General features: G+C 72.4%; 23 protein-coding genes. 10 read left to right on the forward strand and 13 right to left on the reverse strand.

Translation table 11 applies throughout. The features are described 5' to 3' along the window. Positions 1–40 precede the first annotated feature (40 nt). Positions 41–433 (forward strand): hypothetical protein, encoded by a 393-nt coding sequence (locus K1T34_RS49945; protein ID WP_220241757.1) that lies wholly within the window; start codon positions 41–43, stop codon positions 431–433. A gap of 6 nt (positions 434–439) precedes the next feature. Here the strand turns inward: K1T34_RS49945 and K1T34_RS49950 are convergent, their stop codons facing one another. Further along, complete coding sequence (locus tag K1T34_RS49950) at positions 440–745, reverse strand: hypothetical protein (RefSeq protein ID WP_220241758.1); 306 nt, start codon at positions 743–745, stop codon at positions 440–442. 147 nt (positions 746–892) lie between these two features. Further along, positions 893–1,114 carry a hypothetical protein gene (locus K1T34_RS49955; RefSeq protein WP_220241759.1) on the reverse strand — a complete coding sequence of 74 codons (222 nt, stop codon included), beginning with the start codon at positions 1,112–1,114 and terminating at the stop codon, positions 893–895. Positions 1,115–1,633: 519 nt separating this feature from the next. Here K1T34_RS49955 and K1T34_RS49960 point away from each other — a divergent pair. Then, positions 1,634–1,816: a hypothetical protein gene (locus tag K1T34_RS49960; RefSeq protein WP_220247891.1), complete on the forward strand. Its 183-nt coding sequence runs from the start codon at positions 1,634–1,636 to the stop codon at positions 1,814–1,816. Positions 1,817–1,826: 10 nt separating this feature from the next. Here K1T34_RS49960 and K1T34_RS49965 read toward each other — a convergent pair whose 3' ends face one another. Genes K1T34_RS49965 through K1T34_RS49975 form a run of 3 tightly spaced genes read right to left on the reverse strand, consistent with a single transcriptional unit; the run spans position 1,827 to position 3,414 of the window. Continuing rightward, complete coding sequence (locus K1T34_RS49965) at positions 1,827–2,426, reverse strand: methylated-DNA--[protein]-cysteine S-methyltransferase (RefSeq protein ID WP_220241760.1); 600 nt, start codon at positions 2,424–2,426, stop codon at positions 1,827–1,829. Next, positions 2,423–2,917 (reverse strand): RNA polymerase sigma factor, encoded by a 495-nt coding sequence (locus K1T34_RS49970; RefSeq protein WP_220247836.1) that lies wholly within the window; start codon positions 2,915–2,917, stop codon positions 2,423–2,425. The genes K1T34_RS49965 and K1T34_RS49970 overlap by 4 nt, the downstream gene beginning before the upstream one ends. Then, positions 2,914–3,414: a methylated-DNA--[protein]-cysteine S-methyltransferase gene (locus K1T34_RS49975; protein ID WP_220241761.1), complete on the reverse strand. Its 501-nt coding sequence runs from the start codon at positions 3,412–3,414 to the stop codon at positions 2,914–2,916. Before K1T34_RS49975 ends, K1T34_RS49970 begins: the two co-directional genes overlap by 4 nt. Positions 3,415–3,589: 175 nt before the next feature. Between K1T34_RS49975 and K1T34_RS49980 the strand changes: the two genes are divergently transcribed. Then, positions 3,590–5,053: an amidase gene (locus K1T34_RS49980; RefSeq protein ID WP_220241762.1), complete on the forward strand. Its 1,464-nt coding sequence runs from the start codon at positions 3,590–3,592 to the stop codon at positions 5,051–5,053. A gap of 3 nt (positions 5,054–5,056) precedes the next feature. On the opposite strand, the gene K1T34_RS49985 is transcribed toward K1T34_RS49980, so the two are convergent. From K1T34_RS49985 to K1T34_RS49995, 3 genes are all read right to left on the reverse strand, one after another. Further along, positions 5,057–5,905: a helix-turn-helix domain-containing protein gene (locus tag K1T34_RS49985; RefSeq protein WP_255638159.1), complete on the reverse strand. Its 849-nt coding sequence runs from the start codon at positions 5,903–5,905 to the stop codon at positions 5,057–5,059. 120 nt (positions 5,906–6,025) lie between these two features. Next, the gene (locus K1T34_RS49990; RefSeq protein ID WP_220241764.1) at positions 6,026–7,204 is read right to left on the reverse strand and encodes an LLM class flavin-dependent oxidoreductase; all 1,179 of its coding nucleotides are present in this window, start codon (positions 7,202–7,204) and stop codon (positions 6,026–6,028) included. Between the two features lie 29 nt (positions 7,205–7,233). Next, positions 7,234–8,724, reverse strand: coding sequence for an aldehyde dehydrogenase (locus tag K1T34_RS49995; protein WP_220241765.1), 1,491 nt, complete (start codon positions 8,722–8,724; stop codon positions 7,234–7,236). 314 nt (positions 8,725–9,038) lie between these two features. Here K1T34_RS49995 and K1T34_RS50000 point away from each other — a divergent pair, with 314 nt between their 5' ends. Next, positions 9,039–10,046 carry an AraC family transcriptional regulator gene (locus K1T34_RS50000; protein ID WP_220241766.1) on the forward strand — a complete coding sequence of 336 codons (1,008 nt, stop codon included), beginning with the start codon at positions 9,039–9,041 and terminating at the stop codon, positions 10,044–10,046. A 7-nt stretch (positions 10,047–10,053) separates the two neighbouring features. On the opposite strand, the gene K1T34_RS50005 is transcribed toward K1T34_RS50000, so the two are convergent. Beyond that, complete coding sequence (locus K1T34_RS50005; RefSeq protein WP_220241767.1) at positions 10,054–10,560, reverse strand: flavin reductase family protein; 507 nt, start codon at positions 10,558–10,560, stop codon at positions 10,054–10,056. A gap of 160 nt (positions 10,561–10,720) precedes the next feature. Here K1T34_RS50005 and K1T34_RS50010 point away from each other — a divergent pair, with 160 nt between their 5' ends. The 5 genes from K1T34_RS50010 to K1T34_RS50030 all read left to right on the forward strand — a co-directional run bounded on the left by K1T34_RS50010 (position 10,721) and on the right by K1T34_RS50030 (position 16,704). Beyond that, a complete protein-coding gene (locus tag K1T34_RS50010) occupies positions 10,721–11,938 on the forward strand; it encodes a CaiB/BaiF CoA-transferase family protein (RefSeq protein ID WP_255638160.1) in 1,218 nt (405 codons plus the stop codon). A 9-nt stretch (positions 11,939–11,947) separates the two neighbouring features. Further along, positions 11,948–12,853 carry a hydroxymethylglutaryl-CoA lyase gene (locus K1T34_RS50015; RefSeq protein ID WP_220241769.1) on the forward strand — a complete coding sequence of 302 codons (906 nt, stop codon included), beginning with the start codon at positions 11,948–11,950 and terminating at the stop codon, positions 12,851–12,853. A 107-nt stretch (positions 12,854–12,960) separates the two neighbouring features. Beyond that, positions 12,961–14,217, forward strand: a complete 1,257-nt coding sequence (locus K1T34_RS50020; protein WP_220241770.1) for a bifunctional 3,4-dihydroxy-2-butanone-4-phosphate synthase/GTP cyclohydrolase II — start codon at positions 12,961–12,963, stop codon at positions 14,215–14,217. Between the two features lie 94 nt (positions 14,218–14,311). Beyond that, positions 14,312–15,742 carry an alpha/beta fold hydrolase gene (locus K1T34_RS50025; RefSeq protein ID WP_220241771.1) on the forward strand — a complete coding sequence of 477 codons (1,431 nt, stop codon included), beginning with the start codon at positions 14,312–14,314 and terminating at the stop codon, positions 15,740–15,742. A gap of 107 nt (positions 15,743–15,849) precedes the next feature. Beyond that, positions 15,850–16,704: an LLM class flavin-dependent oxidoreductase gene (locus K1T34_RS50030; RefSeq protein ID WP_220241772.1), complete on the forward strand. Its 855-nt coding sequence runs from the start codon at positions 15,850–15,852 to the stop codon at positions 16,702–16,704. Positions 16,705–16,773: 69 nt separating this feature from the next. Here K1T34_RS50030 and K1T34_RS50035 read toward each other — a convergent pair whose 3' ends face one another. Beyond that, positions 16,774–17,658, reverse strand: a complete 885-nt coding sequence (locus K1T34_RS50035) for a LysR family transcriptional regulator (RefSeq protein ID WP_220241773.1) — start codon at positions 17,656–17,658, stop codon at positions 16,774–16,776. 70 nt (positions 17,659–17,728) lie between these two features. Between K1T34_RS50035 and K1T34_RS50040 the strand changes: the two genes are divergently transcribed. Beyond that, positions 17,729–18,640, forward strand: coding sequence for a DMT family transporter (locus K1T34_RS50040; protein ID WP_220241774.1), 912 nt, complete (start codon positions 17,729–17,731; stop codon positions 18,638–18,640). Positions 18,641–18,646: 6 nt separating this feature from the next. On the opposite strand, the gene K1T34_RS50045 is transcribed toward K1T34_RS50040, so the two are convergent. The 3 genes from K1T34_RS50045 to K1T34_RS50055 are packed head-to-tail and all read right to left on the reverse strand — an operon-like array spanning position 18,647 to position 22,583. Continuing rightward, complete coding sequence (locus tag K1T34_RS50045) at positions 18,647–20,038, reverse strand: MmgE/PrpD family protein (protein ID WP_220241775.1); 1,392 nt, start codon at positions 20,036–20,038, stop codon at positions 18,647–18,649. Next, on the reverse strand, positions 20,035–21,030 hold the full coding sequence (locus tag K1T34_RS50050) for a tripartite tricarboxylate transporter substrate binding protein (protein WP_220241776.1): 996 nt from the start codon (positions 21,028–21,030) through the stop codon (positions 20,035–20,037). The genes K1T34_RS50045 and K1T34_RS50050 overlap by 4 nt, the downstream gene beginning before the upstream one ends. Beyond that, on the reverse strand, positions 21,030–22,583 hold the full coding sequence (locus K1T34_RS50055; RefSeq protein WP_220241777.1) for a tripartite tricarboxylate transporter permease: 1,554 nt from the start codon (positions 22,581–22,583) through the stop codon (positions 21,030–21,032). The genes K1T34_RS50050 and K1T34_RS50055 overlap by 1 nt, the downstream gene beginning before the upstream one ends. Between the last annotated feature and the right edge of the window lie 12 nt (positions 22,584–22,595).

Raw genomic sequence — 22,595 nt, forward strand, 5'->3', positions numbered from 1 at the left:
CCCAGCCCCCGGCCACCTCGGGTTTGGGGAAAGGCGCGGGATGTCCGTGGAGAACCAGCCGAAGGCCGACGTACCGCAAGCCCTTGCGCTGCCCGGGGTTTCGCGGGTGCGCACGCTCGTGAGCGCCGGGCTCGTGACCGTCGAGGTCTCCGGCGCGCTCAGTCCCGCCGGTGATGCCGTGCTCGCCGCGCACCTCGCCGAAGCCGTGACCCTGCGCGCCGCGGACGTGGTGGTGGACCTGACGGCGTGCACCGCCCTCGGCCCGGAGTCCGTGGCCGCGCTCGCCGGCGACCGGTTCCGCGTGCGCGCCGGAAACCCCGGTGTGACAACCGTCCTCGACAGGGCGGGAGTCGCCCACGAAGCCCCCGACGACTCCGTGGAATCTCCCCCGCCCGGCCCGACGACCGTCATCCGGTCCGGCGCCGCACGCTGAACCCGCTCAGGCGCGCCGATGGCGCCCGACGTGAAAAACCCGCCATGGCAACGAACGCGGCCGGTTCCCCGCCGAATGGCGGTTATGGCCCGATGCCACGTCGGTGACGTCCGTGACCGGAACCAGTTTGCTGGAACTCGGATCCGGGGTTTCGGCGTCGACGATCGGCACGTGCGAAACCGCCGCCGCGTCGACGCACTCGCCCGCGACCACCCCGGTCCGCACAGTCACGCCGTTGTCTTCCCGAGCCAGGTAGGCGAACTTCCGCCCCACCGCGAACGGCCCGGTTTCCGTCTCGATTCCGTTGGTCATCCGCCTCCACCCTTCACCGGCCCCAGGATTGCGGAAGCCGGTTCCGGGGGCGGGCTGACGCCCTCGTCGCGAATCTACCTCATGATTTCCGGTTTCCGGGTTTTTCACCCGAACAGTCGCACCGTCCTCAGTGGATCATTCGGGCGGTCAAGGCGTTTCCCCGGCGCGGCTCGCCTTCTCGGAAGGCGGGCAGGCGTCGAGGATGTCCGTGGCCCGCACGAGGCTCACCGGGGTGTCGGCGGCGGCGCCGCGCGGACGCACCGGGACCCACGTGGTGCTGGTGTGCTCGTCGCGCAGGCTCCGGCCCGCGATCGTGCCCGTCTTCTCCTGCCACGCAGGTTCCGCGGATTCCTTGGCGGCACGGCGCACCCGGCACCGATACCGCACCTGCCAGCCCCGCGGATACCCGCCACCGTGGCGAAGTGGCCAGCCATGGAAAGCGCTTCCGGTCTTCAGATCGCCGCCCTCAACGGACGGATCGCGCGGACTGTCGTCCCCCAACACCGCCGGTCACCCCGATCCCGCGTGAAAAACATCTCTGGTCGCCGGGGTCCTGGGCAAGAAGTTCACAGATTAGGCCCGCGCAGGCCGGTGGTCGCTCGGCCACCCGGGTGGTTCCGGCGAGCGGCCGGGCACAGTCCGTGTCCGAATCGAAGATCCACAGTGGACCGGAACCTCTTCGGAGCTCCGCGAGGAAGCGTTTTCCCGGCTCTCGTCACCCCACCGGGCGAGCCCGGAACGGGATATGCTGAACGGTCCGCCCCGGCCCCCGGCGGCAGCTCCAGCGGCCGGAAGAACGGAGGGCCCGATGACCGCCCCTGCCCCATGGACCTCTGCCCCACGCACCTCTGCCCCACGCACCTGCACCGGAACCCCTGGCGGGCAGCCGTGAAGCGCACGACGGTGCCGTCCGTCGCCGACCTGCACAGCGCCCACGAGCTCCCCGAAGACCAGCGCCGCCACGTGGTCCGCCTGGTCGCCTCCGCGGCCGAGGACGTCGACGACTGCGCGCTGCTGCTCGCGATCCTCGGCCTCGACGCCGCCGACGGCCTCGCCCAGGACCACCGCTGACGAAGCCGCGTCAGGAAGCCTTCTCCAGGGCCAGCAACGCGAGTTTCGCGTTCTCGCCACCGCGGTACCGCCCGGAGCTGCCGTCGGCACGCACCACGCGATGGCACGGCACGACCAGCGGCACCGGATTGCGCGCGCACGCCGTCCCGACGGCGCGCACTGCCTTGGGGCTGCCGGCCGCGGCGGCGATTTCGGAGTAGCTGCGCGTGGTGCCGTACGGGATCTCGCCGAGCCGGCGCAGCACCTCGCGGCGGAAACCTTTGGCCAGCCGCAGATCCACGGCGACGTCGAACGTGTGGCGCCGGCCGGTGAAGTACTCGTCGAGCTCACGCGACACCGTGTCCAGACGGGCCGGCGCGGCGAGCACCCGAGGGCTGATGGCCGCGGCCAGCTCGGCGAGCACGGAACCGTGGTCCTCCACGGAGAACGCGACCCGCACGAGCCCGGCGTCGGTCGCGGCAAGGAGCAGCGGGCCGACGGGCGAGTCGACCGTGCGGTACGCGACGTCGAGCAGACCGTCGCGTTCGGCCGCGGCGCGCAGCCGGGCGCGCAGGCGGGCCTGTGCGGCCGCGTCGTCCGCCGGCAGCGCGGCGAACAGATCGGTGGTCATGGCGCGGCTCCTTCCAGCTCTCCTCGGCGTGACGCCGCGCGCAGGGCCTTCACCCCGTCGGCGGCCGCGCGGCGGGCGGCGGCCGCGGTGCCGCCCGTGATGGCGGCGACCTCCTCGTACGGGAACCCGCCGAGGTAGTGGTAGGCGACGGCCTGCCGCTGTTTGTCCGGCAACGCGGCCAGCGCGTCCCACAGATCGCCGTCCCAGTCCTCCGGACGGCCGGTGCGGCTCGGCTCGTCGGGGGTCCGCTCCACGGGCACGGCGTGCCGCGCGCGGGCACGGGTGATGTCCACGGCCTTGCGGTGCGCGATGGTGACCAGCCACGCCGCCACGTTCGCCCCGGCCGGCAGGTCGGGGTAGGCCTTGAGCGCGGCCAGGAACGTCTCGGACCACGCGTCCTCGGCGTCGTGCGGGCCCACCACCGCCCGGCAGACCCGCAGCACCATGGCCCCGTGGTCGGTGACGAGCTCGTCGAACGGGCGCGCGCTCAGAACAGCCTGCCGTTGTCCTCGGCGGGCGGCTCCTCCAGGCTCAGCAGGAACCGCTTGCGGTCCACGCCGCCCGCGTACCCCGTCAGGCCCCCGCTCGCGCCGACCACGCGGTGACACGGCACGACGATGCTGATCGGGTTCCAGCCGTTCGCGTTGCCCACCGCCTGCGCGGCGCCGGGGTCGCCCAGCTCGGCCGCGAGCTCGCCGTACGTGCGCTTCTCGCCGTACGGGATCTTTGTGAGCAGATCCCACACCAGGCGCTCGAAGCCGGATCCGCGCGGCGCCAGTTCGAGATCGAACTCCCGGCGTTCGCCCGCGAAGTACTCCCCCAGCTGCCGGATCGCGTCGCCGAAGCCCTCGTCCGAGCGCGGTCCCAGGCTCGCCAGCCGCGGTTCGCGCTTGTGGCCCTCGAAGTAGAGCCCGACGAGCGCCGTGCCGTCCGCGACCAGCGTGAGGTCGCCGACCGGCGACGCCGTGACCGTGTGCCGAACGCCCATGTCCCCGTTCCCTTCTGCTCGCCTCTCACCAGGTAGACGCGTGGGCACGCCCGAATGTGAGATCCGCGAGGCGAGCGACTTCCCGCCGCGCCACGATAGTCCGGCGAAGTCCGGGACGGCCGGTCGGACGAGCCGCTAACGTCGCCCTCGAACGTCGACATCGCGAGAGGAACGCATGGACCCGAACCTGCTTTCGGCCGGGCAGCTCGCCGCGGCCCTGCGCGCCGGCGAGGTGACGGCCGTCGAGCTGGCCGAGTCGGCGATCGAGCGCATCGATAAGTACGACGGGGCCGTCAACGCGATCTGCGTGCCCGATTTCGATCGCGCGCTCGACGCCGCCCGCGCGGCCGACGCGGCGCGCGCCCGCGGTGCGGACGGTCCGCTGCTCGGCGTGCCGATCACGGTCAAGGAGTCGTTCAACGTGGCCGGGCTGCCGACCACGTGGGGTCTCCCGCCGTTCGCGGGCTTCGTCTCGACCCAAGACGCGCTGCCCGTCGCCCGGCTCAAGGCGGCCGGCGCGGTGCTGCTCGGCAAGACCAATGTGCCGCTCGCCCTCGGCGATCTGCAGACCTACAACGACATCTACGGCACCACCGCCAACCCGTTCGACCTCGCCCGCACGCCCGGCGGTTCGTCCGGCGGCTCGGCGGCCGCGCTGGCCGCGGGGTTCGGCGCGCTGTCGATGGGCTCGGACATCGGTGGCTCGCTGCGCACCCCCGCGCACTTCTGCGGGGTCTACACGCACAAACCGTCGTACCGGCTGCTGCCGTCGCGGGGCCACACGCCGCCGCCGGCCCCTGCATTGCCGACCGAGGTGGACCTGGCCGTGATCGGCCCGATGGCCCGCAGCGCCGCCGACCTGAGCGTGCTGCTCGACCTGCTCGCCGAGCCGGATCCGCTCACACTCGGCGTCGCCTACGAGCTGCGCCTGCCGCCGGCCCGCCACGAGCGCCTGGCGGAGTTCCGCGTGCTCGTGCTCGAAGACCACCCGGACATCCCGACGTCGGCGAGCGTGCGCGCCGGTCTCACCCGCGTGGCCGGCGCGCTCACCGCGGCCGGCGCCCGCGTGGACCGTGGCAGCGCGCTGCTGCCCGACCTCACCGAGTCGGCGCGGCTGTACCTGCGGCTGCTGTTCGCCACCTTCGGCACGAACTTCCCCGCCGAGGTCTACGAACGGTTCGGCAGGCTGCTGGCGGACCTCCCGCCGGGCGACGACAGCCTCCACGCCGCCCGCGTGCGCGGGACCCGGCTGAGCTACCGCGACTGGTTCGCGGCCGACCTGGCCCGCGAACGTCTGCGCCACGCCTGGCGCGCGGTCTTCGCCGAGTACGACGTGGTGCTCTGCCCCGTCTCACCGACCCCCGCGTTCGTTCACGACCACTCGCCACACCAGGAGCTGCGGCACGTCCTCGTCGACGGCGTCGAGCACGCCTACGGCGACCAGCTGGTGTGGGCCGGCCTCGCCACCCTGCCGGGACTACCGGCCACGGTCGTGCCCACGGGTCTCGACGACGCGGGCCTCCCAGTCGGGGTCCAGCTCGTCGGGCCGATGTTCGAAGACCGCACTCCCCTGCGGCTGGCCGAGCTGCTGGAGCGGGAGATCGGCGGGTTCGCCGCACCGGACCTCGAGCGTGGGTAGCGCCTAACCCGGCGGGGCCATCGACTCGAACTCCAGCGCCCCGAGCAACGCGAGCCGTGCCGCCGACTCCGTGCCGGGCCGCGCCGTGCAGACGACGATGCGCAGGTCGCCGTGGCGGCTGGCGAGCACGTCGCGGTCGAGGTCGAGGCGCCCGACGTCGGGGTGCACCACGGTCAGGCAGGTCGGCTGGCGTGCGAGGTCGTCGACCCCGGGGGTGTCCCACCGGCTGCGGAACCCTTCGCTCGCCGAGCCCACCCGGCCGACCAGCGCCGACAGGTCGGGGTCACGCGGGTAACGCGACTGCGCGAGCCGCAGGTCGGCGACCAGCGCGGTCTCGTAGTCCTCGCGCTCGGCCGCGGTCAGCACCGTACGCGTCGGGCAGCCGGTGAAGTGGCGCCACACGGCGTTGCGCTCGTCGTCGCGCGCGGCGGGTTCGCCCAGCAGCGCGACCCACGGCCGGTTCCACGCGATCAGCGTCCACATCGCGTCGTGCACGGCGATCGGGTGGTCGTCGAGGCGTTCCAGCAGCCGCCGCGTGCTCTCGGGCACCAGCCGCCCGACGCGGCCGCCGCCCAGCTCGTGGCCGGCGAGCCGGAACAGCCGTTCCTGCTCGGCGTCGGACAGGTGCAACGCCCGCGCGAGCGCGACGCACACCTGCACCCCAGGAGCCGGTGCGCGGCCCTGTTCCAGGCGCACGACGTGGTCGACCGAAAGCCCGGCCAGCACGGCCAGCTCCTCGCGCCGCAGCCCGCGCGCCCGTCTCGGCCCGTGCACCGGCAGGCCGGCCCGGCCGGGTACCAGCCGTTCCCGCCAGCCCCGCAGCGTCGACGCCAGCTCGTCCGGGCTGTTCACACCACCCATCCTCGCAAATCGCGGCCGGTGATCCTACCGCCGCTTTTCGCAAGCCTGGAAAGGCGTTCGGCTCCGGACGGGTCCGCCACCCGCCCGGAACCGCACGTCCGGCCGCAGGGCTCAGTGGCGCAGACCGGCCTGCTTCAGCAGCGGCATCACGTTGTCGCCGAAGTACTTCAGCTCCTCGTTGTAGTCGATGAGGCCGAAGATCATGCCCTCCATCCCGGCCTCGTTGAGCGCGCCGAGCTCTTCGGTGACCTGCTCCGGAGTTCCCACGATCGGGTAGCCACCCCAGCCGGCGATGAAGCGCTCCTGCATCTCCTTCACCGCGTGGTCGAACGACTGGCTCGCGCCCGACCCGGCGATCTTGATGACGTTGCCGGCCGCACCCCAGTCGCCCTCGTCCACGACCTGCTGGAAGGCGCGCTTGGCCTCCTCCTCGGTGTCGCGGCAGACGACGAGGCCGTAGGTCATCACCTTGATGTCGCGCTGGTAGTCGTCGCGGGCCTTGGCCTTCACCTTCGCGGTGTAGGCCTTGATGTTCTCCAGCGTGTCGAGCGAGGCGAAGTTGATGTCCACGTTGCGGGCGGAGAACTCGATGCCCGCGGGCGAGTTGCCCGCGTTGAGCAGCGCCGGGCGGGGCGCCTGGTGCGGCTTCGGGTAGGCCTCGACGTCGTTGCCCTGGAAGTACTTCGAGGCGATGTCGAACGAACCTTCCTCGGTCCACAGCCGGATGGCGTAGTCGATCCACTCCTGGCCGAACGCGTAGCGCTCGTCGTGCTGGCGCTGCTCGCCGCCGAACATCTCCATCTCCGGCGGCACCCAGCCCATCACCAGGTTGAGCGCGAAGCGGCCGCCCGAGATGTGGTCGATCGTCGTGGCGGCCTTCGCCGCGACGATCGGGTGCACGGTCGGCAGGTGCGAGGTCGACGCGATGGCGATCCGCTCCGTCGCCTCGGCCAGGCCGGCGGCCCACGCGTAGGTCTCGAAGCAATTGCCGTTGAAGTTCGTCGAGCCGCCGAAGCCCTTCCAGCGCGCGACCGGCACGAGCACGTCGAAGCCAAGGCCGTCGGCGCGCTGCGCGATCTCGCGCGTGTGCTCCCAGGTGATCTTGTAGGTACTCGGGGCGTGGCTCATGATCAGCCCGTAGGAGCAGTTGGTGCCGAACAGGCCCAGCTTCATCTTCTGGTCGCCGAACAGCGGGTTCGTCTCGGCCCGGTCCACCAGCGGCCGGGTCTCGTCGGCCGGGCGCAGGTCCGTCGGGGCGAGGCCGAGGCGTTCGTTGGCGGTCATCGTCATGGGGGTCTCCTTCGCGGAATGGGGGTGGCTCAGCCGAGCTGGAACGGGTCGCGGGTGCCGCCGGTGAGCTCGACGAACACGGACTTGTTCTCCGTGTACTCGTTGATCGCGTCGACGCCGTTCTCCCGGCCGATGCCGCTGGCGCCGAAGCCGCCGAAGGGCATGTTCGGGGCGATCACGCGGTAGGCGTTGATCCACACGGTGCCGGCGCGCAGCTTCGCGGCGACGCGGTGGGCGCGGTGCACGTCCTTCGTCCAGACCGCGCCGGCCAGGCCGTAGGGCGTGTCGTTGGCGAGCTTGAGCGCCTCGTCCTCGTCGTGGAACGGGTAGACGGCCAGCACCGGGCCGAACACCTCCTCGCGGACGATGGTGTTCTCCGCCGTCACGCCCGTGACCACGGTCGGCTTCACGAACAGGCCGCCACGGGCGGCGTCGGGCTCGCCGCCGCAGGCGAACGTGGCGCCCTCCGCAGCCGCGCCCTGCAGGTAGCCGAGCACCTTCTCGTACTGCGGCCGGTTGGCGACCGGGCCCATCTCCGTGGCGGCGTCGGTCGGGTCGCCGAGCTTGATGGCGTTGGCCCGTGCGACGACCTTCTCGACCAGTGCGTCGTGGACGTCGGCGTGCACGATCAGGCGCGAGCCGGCCATGCAGGTCTGCCCGGTGGCCGCGAACACGCCCGCGATCAGGCCGTTGGCGGCGGCGTCGAGGTCGGCGTCGGGGAACACGACCTGCGGCGACTTCCCGCCCAGCTCCAGCGTCACGCGGTTGAAGTTCGCCACGGCGGCCTGGGCGACCTTGGCACCGGTCGCCGACGAGCCGGTGAACGCGACCTTGTCGATGCCCGGGTGCTTCGCCAGGGCCTCGCCGGTGGCGCGGTCCCAGCCGGTGACGACGTTGAGCACGCCCGCGGGCAGCCCGGCCTCGTGCAGCACCTCGGCGAACGCGACGGTGGAGGCCGGCGCGTGCTCCGACGGCTTGACCACCATCGTGCAGCCCGCGGCGAGCGCCGGGGCGAGCTTGAACGTGAGCAGCAGCAGCGGCGAGTTCCACGGCGTGATGGCGCCGACCACGCCGACCGGTTCCCGCCGGGTGTAGCCGAAGTAGTTCGGGTTCAGCGGCGGGACGGTGCGGCCCTCGATCTTGTCGGCCAGACCGGAGAAGTAGTAGTACCACTGCGGCAGGCTGTTGAGCTGGCCCAGCATCTCGCGCAGCAGCTTGCCCGAGTCGTTGACCTCCAGCCGGGCGAGACGCTCGGCGTTGGCCGCGATCGCGTCGCCGCAGCGGCGGATGATCGCGGCGCGCTGGAAGCCGGTCATCGCGCCCCACTCGCCCTCGAACGCCGCCCGCGCGGACGCGACGGCCTCGTCGACGTCCTCGGGACCGCCGTCCGCGAGCCGGGCCCACGCCTTGCCGGCGTAGGGGTTCTGCGACTCGAAGGTCCGGCCCGAGCGGGCGTCCACGGACTTGCCGTGGATGAAGAGCTTGAGTTCCTCCAGCGGTGGCGCTGAGGTGGTCGTCATCGACCTCTCCTTCGTTGCAGGGGGCTGGCGCCTGGGGATGCCGGGAAACGCTAGGGATCGGCGACGGCCCGCCGATATCCCCGGACGGCAGCCGCGGATCCGCTCAGCGCGAAGGTGCCCGTCCCACCCGGCGAGACGAGAAGCACACGCGGCCGGGCAGTGCTGCACTCAGCGGATAGCGCCACGCGCTTTCGGGCTAGTAAGGGGCCGCGGCGACCACCTAGTGTCGAGCTCGCCCGGAGCACCGGCCTCACCGTTCGAGGCCGCCGGACAGAACCGACACTGAGCAGAAAGACGACACAAGGAGGTGTCGGATGGCTGCCCGTCCCGAGGGCGTCCCGGCCGAGGCGCCGCTGTCGCGCTACCGGGTGCTCGGCACCCGCTCCCTCGATGAGGCCCGCGACGCGGTCACCAGGATCTACCTGGACCACGACCTGACGGTGCCCGGCAACGAGCTCGACATGACGCTGAACTCGACCGCCGACCGGATGTTCACCGTCGGCTACCTCAGCTACCAGTCGTGCGCGAAGCTCGTGATGCCGCCGACCGACGACTGCTACCACGTCAACCTGACCATCGCCGGCCGCACGGACGCCGACCGCACCGACGGGCGCCGCGCCACCACGCGGGCTCGCACCAGCGGCGTCGTGCTGCTGCCCGACCAGGTCAACACCGTGCGCTGGTCGCCGGACGCGGCGCAGCTCATCCTCAAAATCGGCCGCCGGACGCTGGAGACCCACCTCGGCGAGCACCTCAACCGCCCCGTCGACGAGGTGCTCGACTTCGACTTCGGCATCGACTTCACCACGCCCGCCGGCAGCACCCTGCTCTCGTCGGTGGAGTTCCTCGCCCGCGAGCTCGAACGGCCCGGCGGCCTCGCCGACATGCCGATCGCGCGCGAGCAGCTCGAGGCGTTCGTGATGACGCAGCTGCTGCACGCCGGGCGGCACCAGTTCGCCGACGACCTCGCGGCGCCCGACGACCCCGTGCGCCAGAGCCGCCTCGGCCCGGTGATCGAGTACATGGAGGCCCACGCCGACGAGCCCCTCACGCCGCAGGAGCTGGCGAAGGTCGGCTGCATGAGCGTGCGCACGCTGCACGCCACGTTCCAGCAGGTCCTGGGCGAGTCGCCGATGAACCACCTGCGCCGCATCCGCCTCGACCACGTGCGCGCCGAGCTGCTGCGCAGCGACCCGGCCCTCACGCGCGTCACGGACATCGCGCTGCGGTGGGGTTTCTTCCACCAGAGCCGCTTCGCGCAGCAGTACCGGGAACGCTTCGGCGAGCTGCCGCGCGAGACGCTGCGCGCGGTGTCGGCCTGAGCCGGGATCAGCTCTTCGCGCTGATCCCGTAGGCGCCGCGGTGGAACAGCAGCGGTGTGCGCGAGGGATCCGCGCCCAGCGCCTGCACGCGGGCGGCGACGATCGTGTGGTCCCCGCCCGCGTATTCGTGTTCCAGAGTGCAGTCGATCCACGCGGCGACGCCGAAGAGGATGGGTGCGCCGGACGGGGCCGGGCGCCACTCGACGCCGGCGTACTTGTCGGTGCCCGAGCGGGCGAACGCGCTGCTCAGCTCGGCGTGGTCTTCGGCGAGGACGTTGACGCAGAAGCGGCCGGCGGCGCGGATCTTCGGCCAGCTCGTGGACGAGCGGGCGGGCGCGAACGACACCAGCGGCGGGTCGAGGGAGAGCGAGCTGAACGACTGGCAGGTGAACCCGGCGGGGCCGCCCGGCGCGAGGGCCGTGACGACCACGACGCCGGAGGCGAAGTGCCCGAGGACCTCCCGCATATGCGTGGGCTCGACCTGCGGCGGCTCGGTGCGTGTCCGGTTGTCCATGCGCCGCAACGGTAAGAGCAGTTCCGTCCCGGCACCATCCGCCAACCGCGGGCGAATAGCCGCGGCGCGCGGACCGGCTTTCCCGGCGGCGCACAGGACGGATAACCCGCCACCGCGATCGGATATCTCGCCGCGCGCCCGCGTTCCTACGGTGTGCGTCGTGTCTGCCACCGACCTCCCCGCCGGCGCGCTCGCCGGGATCCGCGTTCTCGAGCTCGGCACGCTCATCGCCGGCCCGTTCTGCGGTCGGCTGCTCGCCGACCACGGCGCGGACGTGATCAAGCTCGAAGCCCCCGACCGGCCCGACCCGCTGCGCGTGTGGGGCCAGGCCGAGCTCGACGGGCACCACTTCTTCTGGACCGTCCACGCCCGCAACAAACGCTGTGTCACGCTCGATCTGCGCCGTCCCGAGGGACGCGAGCTGTTCCTGCGCCTGGTCGACACCGCCGACGTCGTGGTCGAGAGCTTCCGGCCTGGCACGCTCGAACGCTGGGGTCTCGGCTTCGACGTGCTCGCCGCGCGCAACCCCGGTCTGATCCTCGCCCGCGTGTCCGGCTACGGGCAGACCGGCCCGCACGCCGAGCGACCCGGCTACGCGTCGGTCGCCGAGGCGATCGGCGGAATGCGCTACCTCAACGGGTTCCCGGGTGGCCCGCCGCCGCGCGCGGCCTTGTCGCTCGGTGATTCGCTCGGCGGGATGTTCGCCGCGCAAGGGGTGCTCGCGGCCCTGCACGCACGCGGGACGAGCGGGCGCGGCCAGATCGTGGACGTCGCGCTGGCCGAGGCGTGCCTGGCGATGCTCGAGTCCGTGATCCCCGACTACGACGCCACCGGGCTGGTGCGCGAACCGTCGGGCACGCGGCTCGACGGGCTCGCGCCGTCCAACCTCTACCGCTGCGCCGACGAACGCTGGATCGTCATCGCCGCCAACCAGGACACGGTGTTCGCGCGGCTGTGCACGGCGATGGAGCGCGAGGACCTCGTGACCGACCAGCGGTTCGCCACCCACGTGGCGCGCGGGCGCAACCAGGACCAGATCGACGCGCTCGTCGGCGAATGGGCCGCACGCCACGATTCCGCCACGCTCACCTCGATCCTCGAAGCCGCCGGCGTCGTCGTCGGTCCGGTCGCCACCGTCGCCGACGTGGTCGCCAACCCGCAATTCCAGGCACGCGACATGCTGCTGCCGCACTTCGACGACGCGATCGGCAAGGAGGTACTGGGGCCTGGGGTGATGCCGGTGCTGAGCGGTACGCCGGGCGCGGTGCGCTGGGCCGGGCCCGCTCAGCCTGGCACGCACAACGCGGAGGTCTACACCGGACTGCTCGGCCTCACCGGCGCCGAGCTGGCCGAGCTCACCGAAGCCGGAATCGTCTGAGAGGCAAGCATGAGCTCCGTGAACCTGCGTGAAGTCGGGCTGCGCGACGGTCTTCAGCTCGAAGCACCGATCCCGCTCGCCGCCAAGCTGGACATCCTCGACGCCGTCGCCGCCACGGGCGTGCGGCGCGTGGAGGTGACGTCGTTCGTCTCCCCTTCCGCCGTGCCCGCCCTCGCCGACGCCGAGCAGCTCGCGGCCGAGCTCGGCCGCTGGCCGGACCTCGCGTTCTCCGCGCTGGTGGCCGGCCGCGGCGGCGCGCGCCGGGCCGTGGCCGCCGGGATGGCCGACCTCGAGTACGTGATCTCCGCGTCCGACGGGCACAGCCTCGCCAACGCGCGCCGGACCACGGACGAGGCCGTCGCCGCGGTGCCGGACATCGCGAAGCTCGCGCACGACACCGGCGGACGGCTGGAAGCGATCCTCGCGGTGGCGTGGGACTGTCCCTTCGACGGGCGCACGGCGGTGAGCCGCACCGTGGACCTCGCGCGGCGGGCCGTCGACCTCGGCGCGGACGAGCTGTGTTTCGGCGACACCATCGGCACCACCGTGCCCGGGCGGGTCACCGAGCTGCTGGGCCGGGTGCGCGAGGCGTGCCCGGACGTCGAGATCGGCGTGCACTTCCACAACACCCGCGGCTCAGGGCTCGCGTGCGTGCTCGCCGCGCTGCAGGCGGGTGTCACGAAGATCGACGCGTCGGTCGGCGGGCTCGGCGGCTGCCCGTTCGCGCCGGGAGCGAGCGGGAACATCGCCACCGAGGAGGTGGTGTACCTGCTGGAAGAGTCCGGTGTGGACACCGGTGTCGACCTCGGCAAGGTGCTCGAAGCCGCCGCCGTGGTGGAACGCGCCGTGGGACACGGGCTGCCGAGCAACCTCTATCGCGCCGGCGGGCCGAACCGGCCCCGCGGGCGCGGCTGACCGTTACGCACAACGGCCATTCCGCTGCGGGTTACGGCTATCCCGGCCGCCGTGGTCCTCGTAGCCTCACGCCACGCCCGTGACCACCGACCTCCCAGGAGCCGACGATGACCCAGCCCCCCACCCCGGCCGGCCTGCCCTCGACGCTCGCGGTGCAGCGCGCGGTCGCGGCGCTCGCGGCGGGCCGGATGATCGTGGTGACGGACGCGGCCGACCGGGAGAACGAGGGTGATCTGGTCCTGCCCGCCGCGGTCGCCGACGCGCAGCAGCTCGCGTTCGTCGTGCGCCACACCACCGGCATCGTCTGCGCGCCGATGACCGCCGAGCGCGCCGACGTGCTGCGCCTGCCGCCGATGGTCGAGGACAACACCGACGCCCACGGCACCGCGTTCACCGTCACGGTCGACCACGTCGGGAGCGGCACGGGCGTGTCGGCGGCGGACCGGGCCACCACGCTGCGTGCGCTCGCCGCGCCGGGCACCCGGCCCGGCGAGCTGCGGCGGCCCGGGCACGTTTTCCCGTTGCGCGCCAGGGAAGGCGGGGTGCTCGTGCGCGCCGGGCACACGGAGGCGGCCGTCGACCTGCTGCGCCTGGCCGGGCAGGAACCGGTCGGCGTGATCGGCGAGATCGTCGCCGAGGACGGCTCGATGTGCCGCGGCGAACGGCTCACGCGGTTCGCGGCCGAACACGACCTGCCGGTGCTCGCGATCGCCGACCTCGTGCGCTACCGGCGGGCCACGGAACGGTTCGTGGAGCACGTCGCCACCTCCGCGATGCCCACCGTCTTCGGTGAGTTCCGCGCCGTCGCTTACCGTTCGACGACCGACGGCACCGAGCACCTCGCCCTCGTCCACGGCGACGCGGCCGCCGCGAGCCGCAGCCCGCGCGGCGCCCTCGTGCGCGTGCACAGCGAATGCCTCACCGGCGACATCGTCGGCTCCCTGCGCTGCGACTGTGGTGCGCAACTCGAACAAGCCCTGCGCGCCATCGCCGCCGAGGGCGCGGGCGCCGTGGTCTACCTGCGCGGCCACGAGGGCCGCGGCATCGGGCTGGCGCACAAGATCCGTGCCTACGCCCTGCAGGAGACCGGCCTCGACACCGTCGACGCCAACACCGCACAGGGCCTGCCCGTCGACTCCCGCTCCTACGGCGTCGGCGCCCAGATTCTCGCCGACCTCGGCATCACCCGCCTGCGCCTGATCACCAACAACCCGGCGAAATACGGCGGCCTCGACGGCTACGGCCTCGAGATCGTCGACCGCGTCGGCCTTCCCGCCGCCGCCACGGCGCACAACCTGCGCTACCTGCGCACCAAGCAGCAGCGCCTCGGCCACACCCTCGACGTCGACGAGAGCACCGGCTGAGCCGTTACCGAACCAGTACGCGCCGCGGACAGCCCGCGCACACCCGCCCGGCACCGTCGGTCCCGACGAAGATCGACGAGGGAAGGCGGACAACGTGGCCAAGGGTGCGGCCGTGGTGCTGGCGATTCTGGCGGTGCCGTTCACGACGGCGGTGGCGCCACCGCCGTCGCAAGGCCTGCAGTGGCAGCAATGCGCGAAGATCGCCGAAGGCTGGGCGAACGGCGAAGCGAGCGAGTGCGCGACTGTGCGCGTACCGCTGGACTACCGGCAGCCCGGCGGCCGGCAGCTCACCCTCGCCGTCAGCCGGGTCCGCGCGAGCGATCCCGCGCACCGGCAAGGCGTAGTACTCGTCAACCCGGGCGGCCCCGGCGAGCAGGGCACGACCTTCCCGGACGAGCTCACCCGGACGGAGCTGGCGGGAATCGGCCGCACGCACGACCTGATCGGGTTCGATATCCGCGGTTCGGACTACAGCGACAAGATCCTCTGCCCCGAGCTGGATCCGGCGAACGTGCCGCGCCCGCCCGCCACCGCCACCGCCGAGCAGCGCTTCAAAACCCAGGCGAAGACCGTCGCGGACCGGCTGCGCACCTGCGCCGAGAAGGACCCCGACCTCGCCCGGTCGATGACCACGGCCGACGTCGCCCGCGACATGGACGTGATCCGCCGGGCCCTGGGCGAGGAGAAGATCGGCTACTTCGGCAACTCATGGGGCACGGCGCTCGGCGCCACCTACCGCAGCCTGTTCGGCGGCCACGTCGACCGGATGCTGCTGGACTCCGTGCTCGCGCCGGGCGAGGCCGTCGCGCGGTCCGACGACCAGACCGCCGCTTCCGAAGCCCATTTCGACGACTTCACGCGCTGGCTCGGCGAGCGCGACGCGACGTACGGGTTCGGCAGCACCGGCCCGGCCGTCTCGGAGGCCGTGCTCGCGCTGCGCAGCCGGCTCGCGGCCCAGCCCCTGGCCGACCGCGACGACCACTGGGCCAACCGGCAACTGCTCGCCCCGCGCGCCGAATGGGCCACCGCCGCGCAAGCGCTCGTCGCCGCGCGGGACGGGAAGCCGCCGACGACCACCGCGGCGCCCGCGTCCGCGCCGGCCGGCAACGGGTTCGATATCGGCTACCGCGACGGGGAGATCGGGTTCGTCCTGGCCGCCGTAAACTGCAACGACTCCCCCGGCGCCCGCGACATCGACCAGGCGTGGGAGCACGGCCGCGAGCTCGCCGCCCGGTACCCGGTCGCCGCCTACGAACCGGGTGCCGACGCGCGGTGCGCCGGCTGGCCGTTCGCGCCGAAGCCCACCGAGCTCTCGCGCGGCTCCAGCCCGCTGCAGCTCGTCGGGCATGAGTTCGAGACCAACACCCCGTTCCCGTGGGCGCGCGAGATGCAGGCGGAGGTCGGCGGCGCACTCCTGACCGTGGCCGACGACGTGCACTCGTCGTTCGCGCACCTCCCGTGCGCCGCGACGGGCGTCGAGTTCTTCACCACCGGGGCGACGTCGAACGGCACCTGTTCCGGATAGTCCTTTGTGGACCCGGCACCTGGGTACCCACGACGTGGAGTGGCAGGGCCCTCGGGCGGACTTCGATCATGGTCACCGGGGGTTCCACCGCGACCACGAGGAGTTGCATGAAAATCGGTATCGGCCTGCCCAGCCAGGTGCGCGAAGTCGACGCGACGGTGATCCCGGCGTGGGCGGCGAAGGCGGAGGAAGCCGGGTTCTCGACGCTCGGCACGGTCGGGCGCATCGCCTACCCGGCGGTGCTCGACACCGTCGCGCTGGCCGCGGCCGCGGGTGCCACGCACACGATCGGGCTGCTCAGCACCGTGATGCTGGCGCCGGTCTGGCCGGCGACGTTGCTGGCCAAGGAGCTCGCGGGCATCCAGGCGGTGTCCGGCGGGCGGCTCACGTTCGGCGTCGGCGTGGGCGGGCGGCCCGACGACTTCGTGGTCGAGGGCACGAGCACGAAGGGCCTCGGCAAGCGGATGGACGCGGCGCTCGAGGCGTACCGCGACCTGTGGTCGGGCAAGCTCGTCGGCGGCGGGGACAACGCGGGCGTGCCGGGTGGTTCGGTCGAGGTGCCGATGCTGTTCGGCGGGTTCGCGCCCGCCGCGCTGCGCCGGATGGCCCGGTGGGGCGAGGGGTACGTCGCGGGCGCGATGCCGGCGCCGCAGGTGGTGCCCGTGTTCGACGCCGCGCGGGAAGCCTGGCGGGCGGAAGGCCGCGACGGTGGGCCGCGGCTGGTCGCCATCGCCTACTTCGCGCTCGGCGACGTCGAGAAGGGCCGCGGCAACGCCCACCACTACTACTCCGCGGCCGGCCCCGAGTACGCCGACCTCGTGTCCGCGGGCGTGAACGGCAGCGCCGACGTGCTGCGCGAAACCGTGAAGTCCTTCCAGGACATCGGCGCCGACGAGCTCATCTTCCACCCGACCACCGACGACGTCGACGACGTCGCGCGACTGGCCGAGATCGTCCTCTGACGCGGCGGGCACGGCGCGGCCGAGGGGCGCGCCGTGCCCTCGCGCGCCGTTCTTCCTTGCGCAGCGCCGTTACGCGCCGAGGCCGGTGAGCACGGCCCGCACGTCCGGCCGCCGTCCCGTGCCCAGCCGCGTGACCGCGTACACCTTGCGCGACACCGGGTTCGCGAGCGGGTGCAGGCTCACCGGCGCGTGCGAGGCCGGCAGGGCCATGCGCGGAATCAACGCGACGCCGGCACCGGCCGCCACCAGCGCCGTCAGCACGGCGAAATCGGTGGCTTCGGCGACCACGTCGGGCACGAACCCGGCCGCGCCGCACGCGCGCTGGATCATCTCGTGGCACGAGTACTCCTTCGACGGCACCAGCCACGGCTCCGTCGAAAACCTCGCCAGACGCGCCTTTTGGCCGCCCGCCAGCGCCCGCGCCTCGGCCAGTGCCGGCGGCACGGCGAGCAGCACCGGGTCGTCGGCGAGGTGGTGTTCTTCGCACCGGGCCGGGGTTTCGCGCGGCAGCAGGCTGTAGCTGTGCACCACGGCGACGTCGGCCTCCTGGTGCAGCAGCGTGCCGATCGCCGACTCCGGCTCCTGTTCCACCAGCCGCAGCGACACGCCGGGCAACTTGGTCCACAGTGGAGCGACGAGAGTCCTGGCCGCGGACGGGAACGCGACGACCCGGACGGTGCCCGCGCCATCCGACCGCACCGCGGCCAGTGCGGACTCGGCCGCCGCGAGGTCGCTCAGGATCACGTCGGCGTGCGACACCAGCAGCTCACCGGCGGCGGTGAACGCGAGCGTGCGCCCGCGCCGTTCCAGCAGCGGCGTCCCCGCCTCGCGTTCCAGGGCCGCGAGCTGCTGCGACACCGCGGGACCGGTCAGGTTGAGCGCCTCGGCCGTGGCAGCGACGGTGCCGTGGTGCGCGAGCTCGTGCAACAGCCTCAGGCGGCGGACTTCCAACATAAGCCGAACTTCCCGATCTCGAAGCAAAGACTAACTGGATCTACCGCATTCTAACGCCCACACTGGCCAGGTGAGCACCTCGAAACCCGTTCTGGCCATCGGCGGCACCGTCGTCCTGTGGGCGTCCGCCTTCCCCTCGATCCGCGTGGGACTCGACGGCTACGGCCCGCTCGGGCTGTCGCTGGCGCGGCTCGTCGTGGCCTCGGTCGCGCTGGCCGTCGCGGCGCCGTTCCTGGGCGTGCGGCTGCCGCGGCGCAAGGACCTGCCGCTCATCGCGTTGTGCGGGCTCACGGGCATGGCGGCCTACCAGGTGCTGCTCAACTGGGGCGAAGTGCACGTGCCCGCGGGGACGGCGAGCCTGCTGGTGGCCACGGCGCCGGTGTTCAGCGCGGTACTGGCCGCCGCGTTCCTCGGCGAACGGCTCGGCGCGCGCGGCATCCTCGGCAGCGCTGTCGCGCTCGGCGGTTCGGCGCTCATCGCGCTGTCCGGCGGCGACGTGCAGTACTCCACCGCCGCGTGGGTGGTTCTCGCCGCCGCGCTCGTGCAGGGCGCGTACCACTTCTGCAGCAAACCGTTGCTGCGCCACTACTCCGGCCTCGAAGTCGCTTGCTACGCGATGTGGACCGGCACGCTCTTCTCGCTGCCGCTGGCTCCGGCGGCCTGGCACGGCCTCGAAACCGCACCCACTTCGGCGCAAGCGGCCGTGCTGTACCTGGGTTTGCTGCCGTCCGCGCTCGGGTTCGTGCTGTGGGGCTACGGGGTCGCGCGCAACACGGTCACCGCGGCGACGTCGGCGCTCTACCTCGTGCCGGTGGTGGCGCTGGCCGTCGCCTACGTCTGGCTGGGCGAGGTCCCCGCGCCCGTCGAGCTGGCGGGCGGCGCGATCGCCGTGGGCGGAGTCGTGCTCATCACTGCGCGGCGCAAGACCCGCCGCGGCTCGGCGACCGCCCCGGTGCAGGAGCCGGTCGCCGAGTCGCGCTGAGGCCGGTCAGCCCGCGTGGGACACCGGGGACACCGGAGTCACGTACGCCATCAGCTCGTCGAGGCCCGCCAGCCGGTCGAGTGCCCAGCACGATTTGACCAGCAGGTCGGTCGTCTGGTGGCCCAGCGTGGCGTCGCCCGCAGTCACGAGCTTGTCCTCCAGGTCGGCATCGGTGAGCGGGGCGGCGGGAGTCCCCTTGTTCTGTTCGACGGTGGACCGCAGCTCGGTCCGGTCGTGCAGGGTGATCCGGAGCAGACAGCCGCGTTTGGTCACCGCCTCGTCGGCCAGCACGGTGACCTTGTCCCGCAACGCCGCCACGACCGGGTCGGCCACCACGGTGTCGGTGAACTCTGCCGGTCCGGCGTGCCGGCGGGTCAGCGCGGCGGCGACGCAGTGCGCCGTGCTGAACTTCGCCGCGGCCCCCGTTTCCGGCTGGGCGAGCGCGGTGACGGCCGCGGCGAACCCCGCCATCCGCACTTCGATCGCCGCCACCTCGGCCGGGTCGACGGGATCCAGCGCCAGCACCGCGTCGATCGCCGGGTGGGTCAGCGACGCGCTCGGATACAGCTTGTGGCCGTTGTCGAGCACGTGCCAGTGCGTGTCCGATCCGTCGGTGCCCAGCCCCTCGGTGAGCAGTTCCGGGTGCGGCCGGGGCGTGATCGCGCGCAGCAGCCCGCGCTCCCCCTCCAGCGCGGTGTCGGTGGAGGTAAACCCGTTCTCCGCCAGCAGGGCCGCCAGCACTCCGTCCATCGCGGCCTTGCCGGGGTGGATCGCCTTCGTGTCGCTGCCGTACACCTCGCGCACGCCCGCGGCCTGCGTGGCCGCGCAGCCGAGCGCGTGGGTCGTCGCTTCCGCGGACAGCCCGAGCGCGTTGGCCGCGGCGGCCGCGGCGGCGAGGTGGCCCGCGGTGCCGGTGACATGCCAGCCGCTCTCGTAGTGCTGCGGCCCGGCCGCGCAGGCGACCCGCGCGCCCACCTCGAACCCGGCCACGTACGCGGCGACCAGCGCGGGCCCGGCCAGCCCGCGCGCCTGGCCGATGGCGAGCACCGCGGGCCACACGCACGAGCCGAGGTGGATGGTGGTGGCACTCGGGTTGTAGACGTCGTCGTAGTCGAGCAGGTGCGAGGTATACGCGTTGGCCAGCGCCGCGAACGGCGGGCTGGTGCGCAGCGTGGTGCCGACGACGGTGCACGGCCCGTCGCCGCCGACCGCGGCGACGACACCGCGCAGCTTCGCCGCGGCCGGCTCACCGGACCCGGCCAGCGCGGCGGCCGTCCAGTCGACGAACGCGCGCCGGGCGTTGTGCACCACCGGTTCGGGCAGCGCGTCCGCGGTGATCGAGGCGCCGAACGCCGCGAGTTCGCGGGAACGGGTCAGTACTGGTTCGGTGGTGGTCACTTGCTCCCCTGAGGCAATCGGGCGACGAGCGGTTTCATGGTTTCGGTGAACGTCGCGATCTGTTTCTTCAGCGCTTCCCCGGTGATGAACCGGGTCGCGTTGCCTTCGCTGCGCATGTACGCCGCCCAGGCCGGGGTCTTTACGAGCTTGGCGAAGATCCCGACGTAGTAGTCCACGGCCTGCTTGGACATGCCGGGCGGCCCGGCGATGCCGCGGAACTGCAACTGCTGGGGCAACCCGTCGGCGGACAGGCCCTGCTCGGTGAGCGTCGCCACGTCCGGGTAGGTCAGCGACCGGTGCGAGCCGAGCACGCCGATGATCTTCATCTGGTGCGCTGCCACCTGCTCGGAGAAGTCGGACTCCGCGCCGATCATCATCTGCGCGTCGCCGCGCAGCAATGCGGTGATCCGCGGCCCGCCGTCGGCGAACGACAGGTACTTCCACGTGGTACCGGCATCCTTTTCGTACTTCAGCGCCACCAGGTTGTCCACGGACGAGCTTGCCCCGCCCACCTGGACGAGCCTGCCGGGCTTGCGCTTGGCGTCGGCCACGAACTCGGCGAAGGTGCGGTACGGCGAGTTCGACGGCACCGCCACCACCTGCTGCTCCTCAGCCAGCTCGGCGATCGGCGTCAGATCGTCCAATGTGGCCGGTGCGTCCCCGGTGGCCATCCCGCTCACGACCCACTTCGACGTGAACGCGGCCACCACGTTGGTCTTCGAGCCACGGCCCGCCATGTACGCCATGGCACCGAGACCACCGCCCTGCGGCTTGCTGATCACCGGCCAGTTGTCGTCGATCAGCTTGGCCTGCTGCGCCATCTTCACCAGCTCGCGGGCGAACACGTCGCTGCCACCGCCCGGCCCGGTGTCCACCACGAACTGGATGTTCACCGGCGTCCCGCCGCTCGCGGCGCCGACGTGGCACCCGGCCACCGCGCCGGCCACGAGGGCCAGGCCGAGCACCGCCGTCACCGGCTTGCGGACGTGCATCAGCGTTCTCCTTCCGAGACGGTCACGAGCTCCGCGCCGGGGGCGGCGAGGGCGAGGGCGGCCCGGCGCTTGCGCTGCCGGCTGACAACCGCGAAGAGCACCACCGCGACGGTCACCCCGAGGATCGCGGCGGATACCGGGCGCTGCACGAAGATGAGCGGGCTGTCGTCCGAGAGCGTCAGCGACTGCCGGAGGGTGAGCTCGGCCTGGGGCCCGAGCACGAATGCCATCAGCATCGGTGCACTCGGGATGTCGAGCTTGCGGAACACGTAGCCGAGCGCGCTGAACCCGAGCAGCAGCCAGATGTCGAACATCGAGCCGCGCACGCTGTAGGCGCCGACGATGGCGAGCACGAGGATCACCGGGTACAGCAGCCAGTACGGGATCCGCAGAATCTGCACCCACATCGGGATCAGCGGGAGGTTGAGGACCAGCAGCGCGATCGTGCCGAGGTAGAGGCTCGCGATCACCGGCCAGCCGATCTCCGGGTGGTCGGTGAACAGCAGCGGACCGGGCTGCACGCCGTAGAGCACCAGCGCCGCGAGCATCACCGACGTGCTGGCGCTGCCGGGGAGCCCGAGGCTCAGCAAGGGGATCATCGCGCCGCCCGACTCGGAGTTGTTGGCCGCCTCCGGCCCGGCGACACCCTCGATCGCCCCCTTGCCGAACAGGTGCTTGCGCCGGGAGGTGTTCTTCACCAGCGCGTAGGACACGAACGAGCCGATGGTCGACCCGCCGCCGGGCACCGCACCGACGAAGAACCCGATCACGGAGCCGAGCGCGATGGCCACGCGCGAGCGGCGGAAGTCTTCCCGGTTCGGCAAGTAGTCACGCAGCCGCTTCGGGGCGACGAACGAGATGGTGGCCCCGCGTTTGCGCTGCAGGTTCACCAGAACCTCGCCCACGGCGAACAGGCCGAGGGTGAGGGTGAGAAACTCGATGCCGTCGTAGAGATCGATACTGCCGAACGTGTAGCGCTGGGTGCCGGTGAACAGGTCGACGCCGACGGTGGCGACCAGCAGGCCGGCGACCATCGAGATGAGGCCCTTCACCGGCGACTTGCCCGCCATGGTCACCACGAGCAGCAGACCGAAGAGCATCAGCATCGCGAACTCGGGCGGGCCGAACTTCACGGCCACCGCCGCCGCGGCCGGGGCAGCGAAGGTCAAGGCGATCACCCCGACAGTGCTCGCGATGAAGCCGGAGATCGCGGACATCCCCATCGCGGGCCCCGCGCGGCCCTGTTTGGCGAGCTCGTGGCCGTCGTAACAGAGGACGACCGACGACGTCTCGGTCGGGATGTTCAGCAGAATCGCGGTGGTAGCACCGGCGAACTTGGCGCCGTGGTAGATCCCGGCCATCGTGATCAGGCCGGTCGTGGCGGGGAGCTGGAGGGTGAGCGGGAGCAGCACCGCGAGCGTCGCCGCGGGGTTGCCGAGGCCGGGCAGGATCCCGATCATCGTGCCGAGGATCGCGCCGATGATCACCCACAGCAGGTTCATCGGGGTCAGCGCGGAGGCGAACCCGTCAAGGAGGTTCGAGAACACGGACATGCGAGGTCCCTT

Source organism: Amycolatopsis sp. DSM 110486 (genome assembly GCF_019468465.1).
Lineage (GTDB): Bacteria > Actinomycetota > Actinomycetes > Mycobacteriales > Pseudonocardiaceae > Amycolatopsis.

Bases quoted from the DNA above. Each gene is read 5' to 3' on its own strand.
- K1T34_RS49950 (WP_220241758.1), bottom strand. From the start codon at position 745: ATGACCAACGGAATCGAGACGGAAACCGGGCCGTTCGCGGTGGGGCGG.
- K1T34_RS50050 (WP_220241776.1), bottom strand. From the start codon at position 21,030: ATGCACGTCCGCAAGCCGGTGACGGCGGTGCTCGGCCTGGCCCTCGTG.
- K1T34_RS50020 (WP_220241770.1), top strand. From the start codon at position 12,961: ATGACCCAGCCCCCCACCCCGGCCGGCCTGCCCTCGACGCTCGCGGTG.
- K1T34_RS49965 (WP_220241760.1), bottom strand. From the start codon at position 2,426: ATGACCACCGATCTGTTCGCCGCGCTGCCGGCGGACGACGCGGCCGCA.
- K1T34_RS49990 (WP_220241764.1), bottom strand. From the start codon at position 7,204: ATGACGATGACCGCCAACGAACGCCTCGGCCTCGCCCCGACGGACCTG.
- K1T34_RS49980 (WP_220241762.1), top strand. From the start codon at position 3,590: ATGGACCCGAACCTGCTTTCGGCCGGGCAGCTCGCCGCGGCCCTGCGC.
- K1T34_RS49945 (WP_220241757.1), top strand. From the start codon at position 41: ATGTCCGTGGAGAACCAGCCGAAGGCCGACGTACCGCAAGCCCTTGCG.
- K1T34_RS50000 (WP_220241766.1), top strand. From the start codon at position 9,039: ATGGCTGCCCGTCCCGAGGGCGTCCCGGCCGAGGCGCCGCTGTCGCGC.
- K1T34_RS50015 (WP_220241769.1), top strand. From the start codon at position 11,948: ATGAGCTCCGTGAACCTGCGTGAAGTCGGGCTGCGCGACGGTCTTCAG.
- K1T34_RS50035 (WP_220241773.1), bottom strand. From the start codon at position 17,658: ATGTTGGAAGTCCGCCGCCTGAGGCTGTTGCACGAGCTCGCGCACCAC.
- K1T34_RS49995 (WP_220241765.1), bottom strand. From the start codon at position 8,724: ATGACGACCACCTCAGCGCCACCGCTGGAGGAACTCAAGCTCTTCATC.
- K1T34_RS50005 (WP_220241767.1), bottom strand. From the start codon at position 10,560: ATGGACAACCGGACACGCACCGAGCCGCCGCAGGTCGAGCCCACGCAT.
- K1T34_RS50030 (WP_220241772.1), top strand. From the start codon at position 15,850: ATGAAAATCGGTATCGGCCTGCCCAGCCAGGTGCGCGAAGTCGACGCG.
- K1T34_RS50055 (WP_220241777.1), bottom strand. From the start codon at position 22,583: ATGTCCGTGTTCTCGAACCTCCTTGACGGGTTCGCCTCCGCGCTGACC.
- K1T34_RS49975 (WP_220241761.1), bottom strand. From the start codon at position 3,414: ATGGGCGTTCGGCACACGGTCACGGCGTCGCCGGTCGGCGACCTCACG.